Source organism: Actinomyces sp. S4-C9 (assembly GCF_000758775.1).
Taxonomy (GTDB): Bacteria; Actinomycetota; Actinomycetes; order Actinomycetales; family Actinomycetaceae; genus Gleimia; species Gleimia europaea.
The window spans coordinates 48,716-67,699 of sequence record NZ_JRMU01000019.1; the positions used below are offsets into that span (position 1 = coordinate 48,716).

Below are 18,984 nucleotides of genomic sequence, written 5' to 3' on the forward strand. Positions count from 1 at the left end.
TCGAGGACTCCCGCCCGCGCCCTGGGCGGCCACGGGTTGGACACGAGTTTGGTGGATTGGGGGCAGGGCGATACCGTGGAATTCCGGTCGGGCTAAGCGTGTGTTTAGCCGTGGTGACAAAACACAGATCGGAATTCCATGAGCACATCTGCTTCGGGGCGCAGGTCCCAGCTTCAAAAGTTCTTTTCGTGGCGACTTCACGGGGATGGCAAGTCGATTTCTCCCGGTGAGGTAGTGATGCCGTATGAGCGTCTGACTTGGCCTCGCACTATTGGTATTGGCGCGCAGCACGTTGTTGCAATGTTTGGTGCAACGTTCCTGGTGCCGTTGCTGACGGGTTTCCCACCTAACACGACGCTGTTCTTCACGGCGATTGGCACCCTCCTCTTCCTTGCGATTACTGCCGGGCGCCTTCCGTCTTATCTTGGTTCTTCGTTTGCGTTGATCGTTCCGATCGTGGCCGTGTCCCAGTCTTTGGGCCCGGCTTTTGCTTTAGGTGGCATTATCGCAACGGGTGCAACGCTGGCGACGGTTGGCGTGATTGTGCACTTTGCGGGCGCGCGTTGGATTGACGTGGTTATGCCGCCGATTGTTACGGGCACAATCGTTGCGCTGATTGGTTTTAACCTTGCGCCGGCCGCGTGGAACTGGGTGCAGCAGGCTCCGGTCACGTCGGTGATTACGATTGTTGCGATCTTGTTGACCACGGTTTTGTTTAAGGGCATTATTGGCCGCTTGTCGATTCTGGTGGGCGTGCTGATTGGTTATGCGGCCGCGGCGATTCAGAACGAGGTGGATTATTCCGCTATTGGTGAGGCCGCATGGTTTGGTTTGCCGCAGTTCCACGCGCCGCAGTTTGCCTGGTCTACGCTGGGCCTGTTTGTTCCGGTGGTGTTTGTGCTGGTTGCCGAGAACGTGGGTCACGTTAAGTCGGTTGCCGCTATGACGGGACAAAATCTTGATGATATTACGGGCCGTGCCCTGTTTGCTGATGGCCTGTCCACGATGATTGCGGGCTCTGGTGGCGGTTCGGGTACCACTACTTACGCGGAGAATATTGGCGTTATGGCTGCTACCCGCGTGTACTCGACGGCCGCCTACGTGGTTGCCGCACTGTTCGCCCTGGCACTGTCTTTGTTACCTAAGTTTGGTGCGATCATTTCGACGATTCCCGCGGGCGTGCTGGGCGGCGCGGCCACGGTGCTGTACGGCATGATCGGTATGCTGGGCGTGCGTATTTGGGTGCAGAACCAGGTTGATTTTGCTGATCCGGTGAACTTGAATACCGCGGCAGTGGCAATGATTATTGCGATCGCAAACTTCACGTGGGTTCCGGCTGGCATGGAGTTTGGTGGTATTGCGCTGGGTTCTGCGGCAGCGATTGGCGTGTACCACCTGATGAGGTGGATTTCGAAGGTGCGGGGCACAAACCTAGAGGCGGCTTCGCCGGCCTCCGCGCCCGCTGGCACTGATCTTGAGTGGGAGGGCTACGCGTCCCGCCACAAGGGTGCAGGCCAGCAGTAACAATCGGCAGAGAAAGTTAGCGGCTTCCCGTAGTGGGGAAGCCGCTAACTTTTTGTGTTTGAGTTACTCGCTAGGTTCAGGTTCTGTGGCCTGCTCAGTTCCGGTTTCGCTAGGCGAGGTTTCTTCTTCGCCGGGCTGCTCGGTCTCATCTTCGGCTGGAATCAGCTTGCAGTTTTCTACCTGCTTCAGCGGGTCGGTGTTAGAGAGCAACGCCGCGACTTCCTCGCTACTTGGCAGGTCGGTGAAGCGTTCGCCCAGAATAATGGTGACGCTTGCAGGGTCGGACGGCGCGTAGCGGACCGTGGAATCGGTGAACGCGCGTGCCAGAGTGTAGGCGGCTACCACTTGGGAGCGCCCGGCCGTGAGCTTCACGGTCCCGTAAAACTGGCCTTCGTAGTTGCCCGTCGCGTCAATGGTTACGCCCTGCTCTTCTAGCGACTGGGCAATCGAGTTTGCCAGTCCGGGCCTGCCGGTAGCGTTTAGGACGGTTGCGTGAATGCCGTCAAGGCTTGCAGGTTTTGAATCTTCAGGGAAGCATGGCACCTCGCCCGCCTTCGCTTCATCTTTGCCCTGCGAAAACTCGTTGAAGAACGGGGTTGGCAAAATGCCTGTGAACACAAGCAGAGACAGCAGAGAAAGGGCAACCATGATCGAGGCGATTACGGAAAACGCAAGATTTTGACGCCGCTGGCGTGCCTCTCGAAACTGTAAGCGAGGGCTGGTTTTGCGCGGCTCTACTGGTTGGGGCGAGGTGGGATTCACCCTGTTAACTCTAGTCTAATTGGGCGTTATTGTGCACCAACCTGACGTGGGCGGCGCGCCAATAGTGCGAAGCTCTGAGTGAGCGTGTAAGTCTTAGGGGAGCGCATTCGCGTCCAACAAGCTATTGCAAGGAGTTCAAATTGGGTTTCCTCAATGAGGATTTGCTAGAGCGCATCCATTCGCGCGCGGACCGTTATGATCGGGAGAACGAGTTTCCGTTTGAAGACTATGAAGAGCTAAAAGAGGCCGGCTACTACGCTGCATTTGTGCCAAAAGAGTATGGCGGCGCTGGTCTTACGCTCGCGGAAATTGCCAGGGAACAGACGCGTCTAGCGAAGGCGGCTCCGGGCACGGCGCTGGGCATCAATATGCATCAGATCATTGTGGGTTTGGGGCGCCACATGGTTTCGCGCGGCAATATGAAGGGCGAGCAGATTCTGCGCGGCGCGGCTGCGGGCGAGCTGTACGGCTTCGGTATTTCAGAGCCGGCCAATGACCGCGTGCTACTCGGTTCGCTCACCGAGGCGCGCCCTGATGGCCAGGGCGGCTACTCGTTCTACGGCAAGAAGGTGTTTACTTCGCTGGCTCCGGCGTGGACCAAGCTGATGACGTTTGGGCGCGATTCCGCTTCAGAGGATGGTCCGAAGTCGGTGTTCGCACTGTTGTCGCGCGAGGGCGGTGGCTTCCAGATTCTGGATGACTGGGACACGATGGGTATGCGGGCCACGCAGTCGAACTCCACGGTGCTTGAGGGTGCTCACGCGGATGAGGACGCGGTGCTTGCGCGCATTGACGAGGGGCCATCGCTCGATCCGGTGTTCCTCGGCATTTACGCAAACTTTGAGATTTTGCTGGCTGCAACCTACGCGGGTATTGGCGATCGCGCAGTTGAGGTTGCGGTAGAGACGGTGAAGAAGCGTCGTTCGGTTATGAACGATGCGCCGTATTCGGATGATCCTGATATTCGCCGCATCATCGCCACGGCAGCCGTGGAGATGGACGGCATCCACCCGCATATTGAGCACATTTCTAACGCGTTTGAGGCGTTCGAGGATCGCGGTTTCTTGTGGTTGCCACAGCTTTCGGCAGTCAAGCATCGCGCTGCTGAGGCCGCGTTGTTCTCGGTGCAGCAGGCTGTTCGCGCGTGTGGTGGTTCGTCTTACTACAACTCCAGGGAGCTTTCGCGCCTCTATCGTGATGTGGTTGCGGGCTTGTTCCAACCGTCGGATGCCGAGTCGGTGTATTCGGGTTGGGCGGCGATGCTACTGGGGCCCAAGTCTAAGTAGCTTCCGCCTGTTGAGGGGATCGGGTGCCTGCCCGGTCCCCTCTTTTGTTTACATGCGGTGCGGGGGCGCGGTTTTTGCGCAAAGATAGAGGAAGCCGAAGGAGTTAGTGATGTCGCTAGGTGTTTATTCTGAGGTTGGGCAGCTGCGCGAGGTGATCGTGTACCGGCCGGGTAAAGAGATGGACCGGCTGACGCCCTCGAATATTGAACAACTGTTGTTCGATGACGTGTTGTGGTTGTCGCAGGCGAGGCGCGATCACAACGCGTTTGTGCAAACGCTTGCTAGTCAGGGTGTGAAGACCCTGTATTTGAATGACTTGTTGAAAGAGGCGCTGCGCAATGAGGAGGCTCGAAAGTACGCGGTAGATGCGGCATTTTTGGATGACTATTTCGGGGTGAGTGCGGCGAGCGCGTTGCGTGAATATGCGGCGGGGTTGGGCAGTGATAACCTGGCGGATTTGCTGATAGATGGGCTGACCAAGCGGGAGCTTGAAGACGAGCTTGGCCACGTTGAATCAACGTATTTTCACCGTTTCCACGGCGATGATTTGGTGGCGCCGTGTTTGCCGAACTTGTATTTCACGCGCGATACGTCGATGTGGATGTATGGGGGCGTGTCGGTTAATGCGATGCAGATGAGGGCGCGGCGGCGCGAAACGATTATTTATAACGCGGTGTATGGCTGGAATCCGCGGTTTGTGGGCGAGAATTTCAAGTTTTGGGCGCGGTGGAGCGTTCGTGACGCCACGGTAGAGGGCGGCGACGTGCTGGTGCCCGGCAGGGGCGTTCTGCTTGTGGGGTTGTCGGAGCGCACAACGCCGGCCGGGTTGGAAGGCTTGGCGCAGGCCGTGTTTGCGGATCCGGATGTACATACGGTTGTGGGCGTGATGATGCAGCAGGAGCGCGCTCAGATGCATTTGGATACGGTGATGACGATGGTTTCGCCGGACACGTTCATGGTGTACAAGCATTTGGGACTGTTGGATACGGTTGTGATTCGCCGGGGTACGCGTGGTGGTTTGGATGTGCGCGTGGAGGATGCGGCGAATATGCATGGCGTGTTTGCGAAGGCGTTGGGGGAGCCGGATTTGCGGTTCATTTCGACGCCGGAGACGGGGCCAAATGCGGAGCGGGGCCAGTGGAATGATTCGTGTAATCTGCTGGCGGTTCGCCCTGGGGTGGTGCTTGCGTATGACAGGAACGAGGCTGCCAACGAGTTCCTCTCAGCGCAGGGCGTTGAGGTTTTGACGGTTCCCGGTGGGGAGCTTGGCCGTGGCCGAGGAGGCCCGCGCTGCATGTCTTGCCCAATATCGCGCGACCCGGCCTAGTGTGCCGGGCCGCGGAATCCAGTGTTACCGCCCTGTAATCCCCCACTCGGAAGGGATCCCAACCCTACGAAATTCGGGCAGGAGCGCGGTTGCGCAACCGGCTAACAAGTTCAAGGCAATGAACATCGCCAATGTGGTGGTGTATCCGAATGCGTCAAGTCCAACTCCAGCCATAATCGGTGCAAGAGGTAAAAGCCCGGCGTTGATGAGGCCGGCTGCTGCTCCGATGGATCCGATTTGATCTTCTGGAATTTGCGCGATGGACCACCCCGATGCGGCGGAATTAAATAGGGGAACACTCAGCGCTGCGATCGCCACAAACATGAGAACCACGTAGAAGTTGTCGATCACAAGCAGGGGAGTGAGCGTCACGCCCTCAAAAATTAGGGAGGCGATGGCTAGTTTTCCCGTGGGTATGCGGCTAGTTATTCGCCCTGCTATTAGCGATCCGATGATCATTCCAACAGCGATAGCTGTGGATACAAGTCCAATCCGAGCCTCGTTTGCGCCACTTGCGGCAAGACTCAAGATGAGGGTTTGAATGGTTCCATTGAGTGCAGCGGCGGTAATGGCGACGAGTACGGTCAGAGTTGTGATGGTCGGGTGGTGTTTCAACCATCTGAAGCCTCCCGTGATCTGATCACGCACGTGAAGTGCTTCGGTGGTTGCGTCGGCTTCTCCTTCTGATAAGGACGTTGCATTTGAGGCTTGTGCTCTGCCCGGCCTCAGGTCAGCTTTGATAGTGCGCGAGAAAAACCAGGCAATAGCATGTCCGATGGTTTGCGCTGCAAATGGGGCCCAGACCGAGAGGGCAACGAGAAATCCTCCCACCGGGCCTGAAGCCATCTGTATGGCTCCGTCTCGCGCTTGATTAGCGGCGAGGGCGCGCGGTAGCTGCTCGCCCGGTACGAGTTGGCGTAGCGCGGGAATGGAGACTCCGCCAAAGAATCCACTGCGTAGACCGGATAGTGCCGCAAGTGCGAACAAAGTGGCCGTGTTGAGGTTGCCGGTTAGGTAGGCAAGTATGGCGCTTGCCCAAATGAAGACGCCGAGCCCGTGCCCAACCACAAGTAGTTTCTTTCGGTCAACACGGTCGGCCACTACTCCTCCGGGCAAGTACATGAGTAAGGAGCTGATCATTGAAACGCCGCCTATGGCTCCGGCAAGGCTGAGTGATCCGGTGATTGCAAGCCCGATGAGGGGCATAGCGAAAGCTCTTATCGCGTTCCCAGCGTCTGCCGCGACGTCTGAAACGAACCATTTCAGGTAGTCCGAATTGCGGTGTAAAGGTTTCACTGCCGCGGTGTTCTCTGATTTTGTATGGGTTGCTTCGTTGATGCTCATGGCAACAACCATAGATCAGCAAATAAGTTTGCGCAAGAAACCTTGCGCAAAATATTCTGTATTGTTTATTTATGGCGACTAACGGCGAAGTTTTGTTAAAGACGCTGGCAAATCCAAAGCGGATGGATATTTTGTACCAGCTTGCATTTCATGATGAGGGCGCCCGCGTGAGTGATCTGGCGCAAGCGCTAGGGGAAGCGCCGAACTCGGTGTCTTATCATGTTCGCGAACTGGCAAAAGCAGGAATTGTTGAAAAGTTTGATGCTCCGGGTGGCGACGCGCGTGAGACTTGGTATCGCGTTGCGGGAGGGGGCGTCAAAGTTGATTCTTCCACTGAAGCTGGTGGCCGGGATCTGGGCGCTGTTATAGAGCAGCTTTATGATTCGGTTGGCAACTCGTCGGTAGTTAGTCGCTATCGCGCGGCAGCCGCAAATGCTCCTGGCGGAGATGATGTTGTCTTTGGTTTTCAAAATGTTCTCCGTCTAACCGAAGAGCAAAAGAACGAGCTTTTTGCAGGGGTGCGCAGTGTTTTGGAACGTGCGATGAACCAAAATGACGAGCATAAGAAGCATCTTGCCGATGCGAGCGAACGCGAAGAAACGCTGCAAAACACCGAACGTGTATATGTGAGTGTTGATTACTTTCCGGTGATAGAGCAGGGTGGGTAGGCGGATTCCTTTTATGTTCGAGGCCCCGGCTTGGTGTCGAGTCGGCCGCGTGCGGGTTTGATGGGTAGCCGGACTGGTTGCGCTCGTTAGTGCGTAAAAGTGAATGTGCGGATCTGCTGTTCATGTTTAATCGCTAAAAGTGCAGAAAATCGATTTCTATTCATGTTTAACCCTTAAAGGTGATAATCTGGCGACTCTGTTAATGGATAAGCGGAAAGGGTGAACATGGGTATCTTCACTGAAGCTAAATGGGAAGCTGACCCCACCCTCCCGGGACGAGCTAACAGGCGCGGCGGATCGTACTGGTATTACTTGCCTGACCGGTTAACAACGCTTCAAGTCTCGATCAGTCCTCAGCTTAGCGAGGAGATCGCTGCTGTTGAGCGCCGCGTCCTCGACCTAGCGCAGGCAGATGGCATCACGGAGCTTGAAGATTTGTCCCGCTTCTTGTTGCGTTCCGAAGCCATCGCATCCTCGCAAATCGAAGGAATCGCGCCCGCGGCGAAACAGGTCGCTTTGGCAGAGATCGGTGAAGCAGAGGATATTCGAGGAATCTCGGATGCGGCGAAGCTCGTCGCCCGGAATATGACGGTGGTTCGAGAGGCATCGGATAGCCTTGCTCGATCGCAAAGTGTTACCGTCACCGATTTAGAGCAGCTGCAAAGAGCGCTACTGGGAGCTGATCATCCGGCAGTTGGGATCCGAACGGTCCAAAACTGGGTGGGAACATCGAACTATCATCCAATCGGCGCGGAATACGTGCCGCCGGCGCCAGGTCTCGTGCCCGACCTGTTGGAAGACCTGTTGTCCTATCTGAACGGTGCGACGCACGGCCCACTTGTGCAGGCTGCGCTAATTCACGCGCAGTTTGAATCTATCCACCCATTTGTTGATGGCAACGGGCGTGTCGGGCGTGCGCTGATCCATACGGTTTTGACTCGCCGCGGCCTCACTTCAAGTCGCCTGCTGCCGGTTAGCCTCGTGTTGGCAACATTTCGAGAACAGTATGTAGCCGCTTTGAACGATCTTCGTTTCGATGGGTCACCTGAAGCGCCCGAGAATGCTAGGCGAATCGCTGAGTGGATAAGAATATTTTCGAGGGCGGTGGATGAGGCTGTGACGCAGGCTGAGGATCTGCGGGCAGAACTGTTGCTACTGGCTGAGCAGTGGCGTGAGCGGCTTGAGGCTTTCCGGGCCGCTAATAGTTACACGCGCGCGTTGCGTTCAGATTCGGGGGTGGCGCGGATTTTGAGGCGCCTTGCGGGCACTCCGGTTTTGACGGTTAAGACGGCCAGCCAGATTTATGGCTTGTCGGTTCAGAATGCTTCGGAGGCGTTAACCCAGCTAGCTGACGCGGGTATCTTTTCTACTCGTTCGATTGCGCGTGGAACTACGGCGTTTATTGCGAATGAGGTTTTAGATCTTGTAACGCTTAGCGAGCGTCAGCTTGCGTCAACCCAGTTTGATACGCGAGTCAGCAAACCTGTGAGGCAGGTTCCCAGGCTCCCTCGTAGTTGAGCATGACACCGGGGCTCCCTCGTAGTTGAGCGCGACAACTCTCGGGAGGAATCACGCCAGCCTCGTGGGCTGATTCGAACTCGTTGGCAGGCTTGAACTCGAGGTCTGGTTGAGCTCGCGGACGGTTTGAATATAAAAGGATCCCTCACGTACCCGGCAGAGCTACCGTATCCTTGCTGCCTTCCGGCCCTGGGGAGGTTCGGGTGATACCGTCACGCGAGGGATCATTCTCATTTTACCCAAATGCGGGTCGAATACAAAAGGAGGCCGCGGCCAGGTAGCGCGCAGGATGCTTGCGCGCTCAGGAAGAGTTTCGTTTCGAACTAAGCTCATCTAGGTAATCGATCAGATCGGGCATCTGAGACGAACCAGGCGCAGGGAACGGCTCGTTACTGACGCGCCCGCGCAGGTAGTCGGTTTCTCGTTTCTTAGCGATATCTGTGTTTTGGATTAGCCATTTCGGGATCTCTTTCCCTTTGACATATTCGGGCCATTGCGCGATGAGTTGGTCGAGTGCGGCCTGGCTGGTCGACGGGCGTGACGGTTTGTCGCAGTGTTGGAGAAACCATCCCTCTATAGCAGGCGATTGCATGGCTATTCGGTGGAGAGTGGGAGATTCGCTTAACCAAAGTTCAAGCTTGTCTTTGTGTGTCTCGTTCTCATCCACGTCGCAAATGATCCAGATGCAAGAGTTCTTTGCGGCATGTTTCGCCGCGCGCCTTGCGTCGTCGATGAGATTAGAGAGTGATGATTTACTTTTTATGAACTCTGGAGTGAAGCTTCGTGGGTGGCGATAATCCAGAAGAGCTCTAATGTAGGCTTGTTCCGTTTTCCCTTCTGCACATGCATAGAACTTTTCTCGCGGTTTTTGGAATCCGGTTTGAGATGATCGTCTTTGGCTTCGGGCACGGGTTTTCTTAAGAGCCACGTGGAACACCACCCAAACGTCCCGACATGTAGAAAGAGAGCAGGTCAGAATCTTTCCGCACGCCAATACCTGAGAAGTCCGAGACTCGTGTTAACTCAGAGTGGTCATTCTCTTTGTCAACTAACCAGATTTCATCGCGTCGCAATAGGTCGGAGCGCATAAGCTGGATTTCGTGTGTGGTGAAGATTAGCTGTCTACGATCGGCGTGATCCAAATCAGCCAAGAACCGCATGATGAAGTCTTCGGCTAGCTTAGGATGCATTGAATTCTCAAGCTCGTCGATTAGAAATACATTGCGTGAGTCTTCTTCTTGGAGCTGAAAGAGTACGGGGAGGAGGTTCATGTATCGCTGGGTGCCGTCTGATTCGTCGCGCAAGGGCAGGGTGAAAGTGCTGTGGTCGGCCACGAGGCGTCGTATGCGTGGCTGTTCATCATGTATGTCAAGCACGGCGTATTCTCCCGCGTCGCCTCCGATTACGAATGAGCCTCCCTGCTGTTCAAGGTCGGCCGTGAGTTGCTCGAGCTGCTTGTCTTCCAAGGGCAACGCGTTTGCGTTCATCTCTTCAAGAGCCAGTCCTGAGATGCCCGTGTCGGCGCGCGTGAGTCCAGCATTCATTGCTGCGGCGAATACTTCGTCTGCATCAAATCGTGCCGGCAGGTAAACAAATTTTGAATGGGGGTAAATGACGATTAAGTGGCGGTTAAACCAGTCGTATGCGGCTGTAGCTAGTGGCTCATTTATGGCTGGCGCTGATCCGATAGCCCCAAGGTAGGTTTCATTTGGTGCGATTACGTTCGCGTAGGACGTTGCCAGCTTGTTGTCGTTTAGGGCGCCGTAAAGGGAAACTCCATTGTCGTCGCGTTCGAAAATGTACTCTTCCTGTTTTCCTTTGAGAATGAGCAGGGCTTCGTAGATGACGTGTTGCTTATCAGCTTCGAGTTCGTAGATAAGCGTGGTTTCTTTGACAATGAATTCAAGTGTGAATTTCGATGGTTTTCGATTGCCGTAGGGTAGGTGCGGGAAAACGGGTAGGAGAGCGCCAGGTCGGCGAGCTCCGATGATAATTTCGCGTAGTGTGGCGAGTGCTTCAATGAGTGTAGATTTTCCTGCAGCATTGGCGCCATAAATGGCAGAGACAGGTAGAACTCGACCTTGTTTTGTGTGGGCTAGACGTTCGCCGTGTTTGCGTTCGCGTGTTGCGATCATTGAAAATTCTGTAGGGATGTCGTAGGACTTCCAATTCTCTACGGTGAATGACCTGAGCATAGCGCGCCTCCAGCATTCAAGATGTCGCAGTTTTTCTGCATCAATACTATCCGCGTGATTGTGTTAGATCAATCCCGATTGTCTCTATCGGACCGTGTTTGAGAAACTTTTTGATTTTCGGAACCGCTCAGCATTAAAAATCAAGTTTCTTGCACTGTGAACCAATTTTTGCCCCTTCCTGCCGTGGATAGTTATGCCCAAGCACGACGACGTGCACAGCACAATCCAAATCAACGATGAAAGTGGGGACGTGCATCATGGCAAAGAAAGTTGTTGTAGTTGGAGCAGGTTTTGCCGGTTTGGTTGCGGCTCGCGAGCTTCAGACTGCAGGGATCGATTACGTAGTTCTTGAGGCCTCGAATCGTATTGGCGGTCGCGCATACACGGAGGAGCGCATGGGGCGTCCTTTGGAATTTGGCGCAACGTGGGTGCATTGGTACCAGGCGCACATTTGGAGCGAGATCATGCGATACGGCCAGCGTCTAGAGATCGAGGCGTCGCCGGCTGGCAATGATGCGCATTGGATCACCGAGGGCAAGGTGGTGCGCGGTACGGAAGATGATCTTGATGAGAAGCTCACCGCTGCGATCGAGGCAACCCATGCCGATAGCGCGGAGTACTTCCCCAACCCGTATGACCCTCTATGGATCCTCTCTGACGCTTTTGACGGTCCGGAAGAGCTGCGCGAACGCTTCATTGCGGATGACTACAAGAATGCGATTGATGTTGTGCGCGAGGCCGGTTTTGATCAAGAAACGATTGACCTGATCGACGCGTTCTGGTGTGCGGGATACATTGGTGATCCGTACACGGGCTCTGCTTTGATGGCGAAGCAGTGGGGAGCGCTTTCGGATGGCCGCTATCGCGTGATGGAAGATATTACGCTGAAGTGGAAGCTGAAGAACGGTATGCAGTCGATTTACAACGGGATTGCAAACGACCTCAGGGGCGAGATTCGGCTTGAAACTCCGGTGGTGAAGATCGATCACCGCGATGACGGTGTCACTATTACTACTGAGGCGGGCGAGGTCATTGAAGCTGATGCGGTTATCTGTACTGCACCGGTAGGCGCCCTAAATAACATTGAGTTCACGCCAAAACTGTCTGACCCGATTCAAAAGGTTATCAATGACAAGTGGAACGCGGAGGGCGCAAAGATCTGGATCAAGATCAAGGGCCACCACCGCTTCCTCGGATACGCGCCCAAGCCGCACAAGATTTCGGTTCTGCGTTCTGAGTACTTCATGGATGATGACACCACCATCCTCGTTGGCTTTGGATACAACGCGAAGAATATCGATTTGAACTCGGTTGAGGATGCGCAGGAAGTGGTTAACCAGTGGCGTCCGGACCTCGAGGTTGTGGATACCACCGGGCATGACTGGGTTGCGGATAAGTGGGTTGGCCAGGCTTGGGGAACGGTCCGAAAGGGTCAGTTCACGGACGGCTGGTCTCACTTCGACAACGTAGATTCGCGCCTGTACTTCGCGGGTTCGGACTACGCCTACGGTTGGCGCGGCGTGTGCGTTGATGGTGCTTTGGAAAAGGGCACTGGCGTGGCGCGTGCGGTTATTAACGAACTTCGCTGAGGTGGTGGGTGTCATGACGCAAACTGAAGCGGCGCAGCGCCAAGATGTGGCGCTTGGACAGGGCAAGCTGGGAACGCTTCGAGTAGCCTTCATGATCATTGCGGCGTCCGCGCCGCTCACGGTGCTTGCGGGTGGCACCCCCACTAACTATGCGGTTTCGCAGTTGCTGGGCGTGCCCCTCAGCTTCCTAACTTTTGGTGTGCTGGTGGGCCTCTTCGCGGTTGGTTACGGCCGCATGAGTGCACACATCCGCAACTCGGGTGCATTTTATGAGTACGTTTCGCAGGGCCTGGGCGTGCGCCAGGGTATTGCGGCGGCCGTCCTCGCTCTCGTTGCTTACAACCTGATGCAGATTGGTCTGTACGGTATTTTTGGTTTCTCGGCGTCCGCGGTGATCGCGTCGCTAACGGGAATCAGTTTGCCGTGGTGGGTGACGGGCGGCGCGGCATGGCTCGTCGTGGCGATACTCGGGGTGAGCAATATTGACCTTTCGGCAAAGGTTCTGGGTGTCCTCGTGACCTTGGAATTCATTGTGGTGCTGGGAGTTTCGGTATACGGGTTCGCCACGGCACCGGAGGGCATCAGCATGGAGCCGCTCAGCCCGTCCCAGTTTATGGCCCCGGGTATTGGCGTGCTGCTGGTGTTCACAATGGCCGCGTTCATGGGCTTCGAGTCGGGTGCGATCTACTCGGAGGAGTGCCGCGACCCAGAAAAGACGATTTCGAGGGCCACGTACATCGCGGTGTTCACGGTGGCACTGTTTTACACGGGTTCTGCCTGGGCGATGGCCGTGGGTATTGGCCCCTCGCACGTGATTGAGCAGGCCAGTCAGTACGGGCCAGACCTTGTGTTCGTGTGGATCGCGCAGGCCAGCCCGGTGTTTGCGAACATTATCCAGGTGCTGTTTGTGACTTCGATCCTGGCGGCCCTCCTCGCGTTTCACAATGCGGCGGCAAGGTATTTCTTTGCGCTGGGCCGCTCGGGCGTGCTGCCGAAGAGGTTTGCGGACACCACCTCCTCGGGCGCTCCGATTGTTGGTTCGCTGACGCAGACCGTGATGTCACTACTGGTTGTTGCGGTTTTCGCGCTGGCCGGCAAGGGGTCTGACCTGGGTGAGCTTTACCCGGTGCTAACCCTGTTCACCTGGTTCACTAATGCAGCGAGCTTTGGCATCGTGTTCCTGATGGCTGTAACTTCGGTTGCGATCATGCGCTGGTCGGTGAAGTACCACCCGGAGTTCGGCCTGTTCCCCAAGATCATCGCGCCGTTGCTCGCGGCTATCGGCTTGGCGGTTGTGACGGCGTTGATTTTGGCGAACTTCGACATCATGATTGGTGATACCGGCCCGGCTTCGCTGGTGTGGATCATGCCTGGCGTTGTCCTCGGATCCGGTTTGGTGGGCCTGGTGTGGGGCGAGTATTTGCTGCGCAAGCAGCGCGTTGCCCCACAAAAGCTGGTGGTGTAGCAGGCTCCTGCTCTCCCATATTGACGGTTACGCCCCGAGGATGCGCTTTCTGTATTCTCGGGGCGTTTCCCCGTACGCGGCTTTGAATATGCGAGAGAGGTGTGCGGGTGACATCACGCCGTAGCGCTCCCCAATTTCGCGCACTGAGTCGCCGGTTTTGAGGGGGTTGGCGAGGTCTCGGCGGATCCGCTCCATGCGCGCGGTTTTGATGTAGGAGCCCACGGACTGTCCGGTGACCGCGAACTGTGAGTGTAGGTGACGCACGGAAACGTAGAGCGCATCCGCGATGGAGGCGGGCCCCAGGTCGGGGTCAGACAGGTGGTTGTCGATGTGGTCGATGGCTTTGCGAACGAGGACGGTTTTTTGCTCTTCTTCGCTAGCGAGTTCTTCGGCCAGGACGGCCACAAGAATGTCGATTGCGGAGTGCAGGAGGGCGCCGGCGTGCGGGCCTTCAAGGGCTTCAAAGTTTGCGGCTAGCTGTTCGAATAGGGGAATGGCGAAGGTGCCGAGGCGGTCGTCGCGGCTGATGGTTCGCGCGGTGATGTGCTGGATGGCGGAGGGTGGGAATTGGACGTGTTCGGACGGGAATTGCATGACGAGGGATCGCTGCGCGTCCGGGTAGTCCAGCGTGTACGGCACGCGCGAGTGGTAGATGGCCATGTTGCCCGGCTCGAGAATACATTCGCGGTCAAACTGGCTCAGGATGGTGCGGCCCTCAATTTGGAGGCTGAGTTTATACGTGTGCGGGTCGGTGTCGTGGATTGAGGAGGCGCCGCGTTCTACCCGGTGCGGGGGAGTGGTCATGTCGAATAGGTGAATGTCGCCCACTTGTGCGTGGCCGAGCTTCGCTTTGAAGTTGTCCGCGTATGGCGTGATGGTCATTTTGCCGAACTGTTGGGATGAGCGGGCCCTCCACTGTGAGATGTCCAGCTCCATGGTTAACTCCTCTCCTCGCGCCTTTGCAAGCAGAATCAGTCAATTTTTGTGCGCCGAGCGTCAAGGACGCCCCTTCCTCATTCGTAATACTAACCGTACAAACTCCTTTGAAAGTAGGTAACAACGATGTCCTCCACTTTTGATGTTTTTCGTTCTATCCAGGTTGACCCTGCCAACGGCGTGCAGGTAGAAGATCCGGCCACGGGTGAAGTTATTGGTGTTGCACCGGTTGATGGCGTTGACGATTTGAATAGGGCGGTTGAGGCTGCCCGCGCGGCGCAGCCGGCTTTTGAGGCGCTGGGTCACGCGGAGCGTTCGAAGCTTTTGCACGCGGCGGCTGATGCGATTGAGGCGAATGCGGAAGAACTGGCTTACATCCTCTCGCGCGAGCAGGGCAAGCCGCTGGATGGTCCGAATGCTCGTTTCGAGGTGGGGGCGTGCGGGGCGTGGTTGCGTGCTGCTGCGGATACGCCGCTTGAGCCGGAGACGATTCTGGATGACGAGACTGGCCGAGCAACGATTACTTACCGCGCTTTGGGTGTAGTGGGTGCGATTGGCCCGTGGAACTGGCCGATGATGATCACGGTTTGGCAGATTGCGGGCTCGCTGCGCATGGGCAACACGGTGGTGGTGAAGCCGTCGGAGTACACGCGCCTGTCGGTCCTCGCCCTCATTGCTGTGATTAACACGGTTTTGCCGAAGGACGTGTTGAACGTTGTGTCGGGTGGTCGCGATGTGGGTGCGGCGATGTCTTCGCATCCTGGTTTCGACAAGATCATGTTTACGGGTTCCACTGCTACGGGTAAGAAGATTGTGGAATCTTCGGCGGGTAACTTGCCGCGCTTGACGATGGAGCTGGGCGGTAACGATCCGGGCATTGTTTTGGATGATGTTGATCCGAAGGCCATCGCGGAGGGCTTGTTCTGGGGCGCGTTTATTAACACGGGGCAGACGTGTGCGGCGATGAAGCGCTTGTACGTGCCGGATTCGATTTATGACGAGGTTGTTGACGCCCTGGTTGAGGTTGCGAAGGCCATGCCGATGGGTGTGGGCATTGAGGAGGGTAATGTGCTGGGCCCGCTTCAGAATAAGGCGCAGTTCGACATTGTGGATGGCCTGGTCAAGGAGGCCGTGAAGGGCGGCGCACGGGTGGTTCTTGGCGGTGATCCGGATTATGACGCGCCGGGTTATTTCTACCCCACCACGATTGTTGCGGACATCGACCCGGATAATCCGCTGGTTGTGCAAGAGCAGTTTGGCCCGGCGCTTCCGGTTATTCGTTACACGGATATTGATGAGGCGATTGCTGAGGCTAACAAGTTGGACTTCGGTTTGGGTTCTTCTGTTTGGTCTTCGGATCGGGATCGCGCGCTTGAGGTGGCCGCGCGGATTGTGGCTGGTACTACGTGGATTAACTCTCACGGTGGGGTGGATCCGCGCGTGCCGTTTGGTGGCGTGAAGTCTTCGGGCTACGGCTTGGAGTTTGGGGTTGAGGGCTTGAAGGCGGTTGCCCGCCCGCACGTGATCAACGGCTAAAGCGCTGCCGCTGTAGCGGTTGGAGGCGAAGAGGCGGCCTGGGTAAGTCCCGGGCCGCTTATTGTCGGTAGCACACGCGCCGGCGGTGAGAAAGTTTAGGGATGTCCGCCCAAAGTATTCCTTGCATACTATGAATGTCCGATTATTGTTGCTTACCATCATCGCGGGTACGCGAGATCGAGCGGAACGATGAATAAGTATCTAGCTTTGCGAGACGTGGTTGAGCGAGTCGGTTTGCGAACGCTACGATCCACTTGGTCCGAAGTTGTCCGGATACCTCGAGCTAGCAGCGAAGTTTGCGTTTCCCGAGATGGCATATGCCTCGAATCTCTGAGTTAAAAAGAATAGGTGCGTTTGCGGAACGTGAGCTTGAATGCATAGGTGCGGGAACAACAGCCGTTGCGGCGAAGAAGCGGGATCGGCATTAAATCGGTTTCGATGTAAGCGCAGATTACTTCAGCGGGTTCTGGCTTCAACGACCGCGTAGCAATCGCTCTCCACCGCCTAGCCTCGATAACCTTCGTAACAAGTCCGCCGACATTTATCGCCGACGTGCTATCAAACCAAGATATCTGATCCGATGGCTGCCGAACGTCTCGACCACGTCTCCAGTTCGAACGGATGGTAAGCCTAGTATAGGCATCGTTCATCTGTGCAAACTGGATGCATGCATAGATCTGGTACAGATCCTTTGCATCAGGTATCTTATACTTCCATCTAGGATTGCTTCTATCGCTCCTCCGCGGTGGATAGTTAGGTCTGAAGTTAGCTTAATTTCGACTTTAGTTAGCAAGAAGCTACTGGAGGCAAAGCTCTTTTGAACGCTTAGAGTGGTGGGTTGCGCAACTCTCATGAGAATTGTTACCACGAAATCTTCGTGTAGCCCAGACATATTAAACAGGAGCCCATCAGAGTCCCGACTTCCACCGTAGTCGAATCCATACGCTTCAAGGATGACGAGGCTTAAGTTGAGAGCATTTCTGTAGTAGGAATGCCAGCCGCCCATGTTTATCAACCGCATCATTTGGCTGACCTTGCAGATATCGTCGTACCCAGAACTGTGCATGCCTCCCAGTTATCCCAGTCTTTAGTTCCACGCGCATCGAAAGGTCTTAACTTTCGGCAAGGTCAGCATTGTTCTGTGAGTATGATTGGGCCTTGAAAAAGGGCCTTGACTCTTCGCTCTAGTACGAATGTGATTTTCGTCGGGACATCCTTGCGGACCGGCTCCTTCTTTCCAAGCTTGGCTAGCGAGCTGCTACTGATCCCGGTTGCGCGGCCGAGTTGGGCTTCGTCCATGATTTTGACTTTAGGAGTTTCTGGATGAGGACGTCCTCGCGAGTACGTTCAAAATATCGTATAATGCAGACACGTAAAGGTCCCGGGCCAAAGTTTGGTTCCTTGACCGGCACTAGCGGCCGTGCGCTACCATCGTGCTGTCGCAAATAGAGTACTCGATCTAGTGCAAGGGCGCTTTTCGATTCAGGAGGATAACTGCATGCAAGTTACGAGGAGCAGGCTCGCAGCCCTGTTTACGACTTTGCTTCTTGTGGCGTCATATTTGGTTGGCGTCACCCCGGCTAACGCAGCCGATTACACATACCCTGACGCAATTTCCGACGTCAAGGTTACGTTCAACGGAAAAGAAGGCGGCCAGGCTGTCGTCGACGACGAAGTTAAGGTCACGGCAAAGTGGAACGTTCCCAACGGAGCGCAGGCCGGCGAGACCTTCGGTATGACTCTGCCGAAACAGTTTTCTAATTACGCTAACGGAAAGTTTGAAGTTCCCGACGAGGCAACCGGCGAAACCGTTGCTAATTGTGTTGTGACGAATGACCCAGCGCCAATCGTAACCTGCACACTGACCGACTTCGTCAACGGCAAGGAGGACGTCGGCGGTGATTTGTGGTTCCTAGCAACCCTCGATGAGGAGAGCGGTGACAACACAGCAGATTTCGTTATCGACGGCAAGATCGTTCCCGTTCCAATCCCAGGCGATGGCGGAATCGGCCCTAAGGGTAGAGGTCACGCATCTGATGAGCCATACAAGTACAGCGCTCGGACCAAGATCGGCGAGAACGTGATTGCATGGGGAATCCAGTTCCCTAACACGATCGCGGAAGACGGCACCGTGACTGTCACTGACGCGGTGGTCGATAACACCGATTTTGAACGCCATAAGCTTAACGACTTTGGCGTGGAGGTCGAATATCGCAACGTCGCTGATGACGGCACCTTCGTTGAAGGAGAAGATTGGGAAAGCCTTGATCCAGCGAACTTCGAAACTAACGCAAAAGAAGGTTCGACAAACTTTACCGTAACGGTGAAAAACGTTCCTAGTGACAAGCGCATACAGTACCGCGTCCTCTACTGGACGAAGATGGACGGTCAAGCCTTCGAAGGTGACGTCTATAAGAACACAGCAAAGGTCAATGCCAAGGACGTGGAAGCCACGTTCGAGTACTCCGCAATTGGTGGCGGTACTGGTTCGGGCAAGGAATACACAAGGTTCTCAATTGCAAAGTCTATTGAAGGTAGCGGAGCAGATAAAGTTCCTTCCGACACGAAATACACCGTAAAATACATCGCCAACGACGAAGAGGACACCCTAGAGTTCGCAGCAGGCGAAGAGAACCGAGTTAACTCCAAGCGCTACCGGATCGGTACGACGTTCACCATCACGGAAGTCAACCTCCCGGAGGTTGAAGGGGTCCAGTGGGGCGATTATGAAATCACTGGTGAGGGTGTTTCGAAGAACGACGATGGATCTTACAGTGTCACTCCGAGCACGAACGAACCCGTTAAGCTTAACCTGATCAACAAGGCAGACAACG

Annotated in this window: 15 protein-coding genes and 1 other RNA gene; 9 read left to right on the plus strand and 7 right to left on the minus strand. The window is 55.7% G+C overall.

Translation table 11 applies throughout. The features are described from left to right. The first annotated feature begins 138 nt into the window (after window positions 1–138). Window positions 139–1,524 carry a uracil-xanthine permease family protein gene (locus tag HMPREF1628_RS07715; protein ID WP_034510573.1) on the plus strand — a complete coding sequence of 462 codons (1,386 nt, stop codon included), beginning with the start codon at window positions 139–141 and terminating at the stop codon, window positions 1,522–1,524. A gap of 63 nt (window positions 1,525–1,587) precedes the next feature. Here HMPREF1628_RS07715 and HMPREF1628_RS07720 read toward each other — a convergent pair whose 3' ends face one another. Then, the gene (locus HMPREF1628_RS07720; protein WP_034510575.1) at window positions 1,588–2,286 is read right to left on the minus strand and encodes a LytR C-terminal domain-containing protein; all 699 of its coding nucleotides are present in this window, start codon (window positions 2,284–2,286) and stop codon (window positions 1,588–1,590) included. A 140-nt stretch (window positions 2,287–2,426) separates the two neighbouring features. On the opposite strand from HMPREF1628_RS07720, the gene HMPREF1628_RS07725 reads away from it, so the two are divergent. Beyond that, window positions 2,427–3,572, plus strand: coding sequence for an acyl-CoA dehydrogenase family protein (locus HMPREF1628_RS07725; protein ID WP_034510578.1), 1,146 nt, complete (start codon window positions 2,427–2,429; stop codon window positions 3,570–3,572). A gap of 109 nt (window positions 3,573–3,681) precedes the next feature. Beyond that, on the plus strand, window positions 3,682–4,899 hold the full coding sequence (locus tag HMPREF1628_RS07730) for an arginine deiminase (protein ID WP_034510580.1): 1,218 nt from the start codon (window positions 3,682–3,684) through the stop codon (window positions 4,897–4,899). A gap of 24 nt (window positions 4,900–4,923) precedes the next feature. Here HMPREF1628_RS07730 and HMPREF1628_RS07735 read toward each other — a convergent pair whose 3' ends face one another. Next, the gene (locus HMPREF1628_RS07735) at window positions 4,924–6,243 is read right to left on the minus strand and encodes an MFS transporter (protein ID WP_232219418.1); all 1,320 of its coding nucleotides are present in this window, start codon (window positions 6,241–6,243) and stop codon (window positions 4,924–4,926) included. A gap of 71 nt (window positions 6,244–6,314) precedes the next feature. Between HMPREF1628_RS07735 and HMPREF1628_RS08745 the strand changes: the two genes are divergently transcribed. Together HMPREF1628_RS08745 and HMPREF1628_RS07745 are read left to right on the plus strand one after the other, a co-directional pair. Next, the gene (locus HMPREF1628_RS08745) at window positions 6,315–6,911 is read left to right on the plus strand and encodes an ArsR/SmtB family transcription factor (RefSeq protein WP_052039006.1); all 597 of its coding nucleotides are present in this window, start codon (window positions 6,315–6,317) and stop codon (window positions 6,909–6,911) included. A 225-nt stretch (window positions 6,912–7,136) separates the two neighbouring features. After that, window positions 7,137–8,429 (plus strand): Fic family protein, encoded by a 1,293-nt coding sequence (locus tag HMPREF1628_RS07745; RefSeq protein WP_034510585.1) that lies wholly within the window; start codon window positions 7,137–7,139, stop codon window positions 8,427–8,429. Between the two features lie 133 nt (window positions 8,430–8,562). On the opposite strand, the gene ffs is transcribed toward HMPREF1628_RS07745, so the two are convergent. The 3 genes from ffs to HMPREF1628_RS07755 form a co-directional block, all read right to left on the minus strand. Then, an RNA gene (gene ffs, locus HMPREF1628_RS08915) (signal recognition particle sRNA small type) lies at window positions 8,563–8,658 on the minus strand. Between the two features lie 72 nt (window positions 8,659–8,730). Continuing rightward, window positions 8,731–9,357 carry an RloB domain-containing protein gene (locus HMPREF1628_RS08920; protein WP_198030426.1) on the minus strand — a complete coding sequence of 209 codons (627 nt, stop codon included), beginning with the start codon at window positions 9,355–9,357 and terminating at the stop codon, window positions 8,731–8,733. Next, on the minus strand, window positions 9,347–10,624 hold the full coding sequence (locus HMPREF1628_RS07755) for an AAA family ATPase (RefSeq protein ID WP_034510590.1): 1,278 nt from the start codon (window positions 10,622–10,624) through the stop codon (window positions 9,347–9,349). Before HMPREF1628_RS07755 ends, HMPREF1628_RS08920 begins: the two co-directional genes overlap by 11 nt. A gap of 257 nt (window positions 10,625–10,881) precedes the next feature. On the opposite strand from HMPREF1628_RS07755, the gene HMPREF1628_RS07760 reads away from it, so the two are divergent. After that, window positions 10,882–12,213, plus strand: coding sequence for a flavin monoamine oxidase family protein (locus HMPREF1628_RS07760; RefSeq protein WP_034510593.1), 1,332 nt, complete (start codon window positions 10,882–10,884; stop codon window positions 12,211–12,213). Window positions 12,214–12,226: 13 nt separating this feature from the next. After that, window positions 12,227–13,678, plus strand: coding sequence for an APC family permease (locus HMPREF1628_RS07765; RefSeq protein WP_052039011.1), 1,452 nt, complete (start codon window positions 12,227–12,229; stop codon window positions 13,676–13,678). A gap of 27 nt (window positions 13,679–13,705) precedes the next feature. Here the strand turns inward: HMPREF1628_RS07765 and HMPREF1628_RS07770 are convergent, their stop codons facing one another. Beyond that, a complete protein-coding gene (locus HMPREF1628_RS07770) occupies window positions 13,706–14,614 on the minus strand; it encodes a helix-turn-helix domain-containing protein (RefSeq protein ID WP_034510597.1) in 909 nt (302 codons plus the stop codon). Between the two features lie 126 nt (window positions 14,615–14,740). Between HMPREF1628_RS07770 and HMPREF1628_RS07775 the strand changes: the two genes are divergently transcribed. After that, entirely contained in the window at window positions 14,741–16,150 is a 1,410-nt protein-coding gene (locus tag HMPREF1628_RS07775) for an aldehyde dehydrogenase family protein (RefSeq protein WP_052039007.1), read from the plus strand. A 646-nt stretch (window positions 16,151–16,796) separates the two neighbouring features. On the opposite strand, the gene HMPREF1628_RS09305 is transcribed toward HMPREF1628_RS07775, so the two are convergent. Further along, on the minus strand, window positions 16,797–17,216 hold the full coding sequence (locus HMPREF1628_RS09305; RefSeq protein WP_052039008.1) for a 5-methylcytosine restriction system specificity protein McrC: 420 nt from the start codon (window positions 17,214–17,216) through the stop codon (window positions 16,797–16,799). A gap of 432 nt (window positions 17,217–17,648) precedes the next feature. Here HMPREF1628_RS09305 and HMPREF1628_RS07785 point away from each other — a divergent pair. Continuing rightward, on the plus strand, window positions 17,649–18,984 hold a 1,336-nt coding region (locus HMPREF1628_RS07785), incomplete at its 3' end, for an Ig-like domain-containing protein (protein ID WP_034510603.1).

Excerpts from the sequence above, each read along its gene's own strand:
- HMPREF1628_RS07715 (WP_034510573.1), top strand. The coding sequence starts at position 139 with ATGAGCACATCTGCTTCGGGGCGCAGGTCCCAGCTTCAAAAGTTCTTT.
- HMPREF1628_RS07730 (WP_034510580.1), top strand. The coding sequence starts at position 3,682 with ATGTCGCTAGGTGTTTATTCTGAGGTTGGGCAGCTGCGCGAGGTGATC.
- HMPREF1628_RS07735 (WP_232219418.1), bottom strand. The coding sequence starts at position 6,243 with ATGAGCATCAACGAAGCAACCCATACAAAATCAGAGAACACCGCGGCA.
- HMPREF1628_RS08745 (WP_052039006.1), top strand. The coding sequence starts at position 6,315 with ATGGCGACTAACGGCGAAGTTTTGTTAAAGACGCTGGCAAATCCAAAG.
- HMPREF1628_RS07745 (WP_034510585.1), top strand. The coding sequence starts at position 7,137 with ATGGGTATCTTCACTGAAGCTAAATGGGAAGCTGACCCCACCCTCCCG.
- HMPREF1628_RS07755 (WP_034510590.1), bottom strand. The coding sequence starts at position 10,624 with ATGCTCAGGTCATTCACCGTAGAGAATTGGAAGTCCTACGACATCCCT.
- HMPREF1628_RS07760 (WP_034510593.1), top strand. The coding sequence starts at position 10,882 with ATGGCAAAGAAAGTTGTTGTAGTTGGAGCAGGTTTTGCCGGTTTGGTT.
- HMPREF1628_RS07765 (WP_052039011.1), top strand. The coding sequence starts at position 12,227 with ATGACGCAAACTGAAGCGGCGCAGCGCCAAGATGTGGCGCTTGGACAG.
- HMPREF1628_RS07770 (WP_034510597.1), bottom strand. The coding sequence starts at position 14,614 with ATGGAGCTGGACATCTCACAGTGGAGGGCCCGCTCATCCCAACAGTTC.
- HMPREF1628_RS07775 (WP_052039007.1), top strand. The coding sequence starts at position 14,741 with ATGTCCTCCACTTTTGATGTTTTTCGTTCTATCCAGGTTGACCCTGCC.
- HMPREF1628_RS09305 (WP_052039008.1), bottom strand. The coding sequence starts at position 17,216 with ATGCACAGTTCTGGGTACGACGATATCTGCAAGGTCAGCCAAATGATG.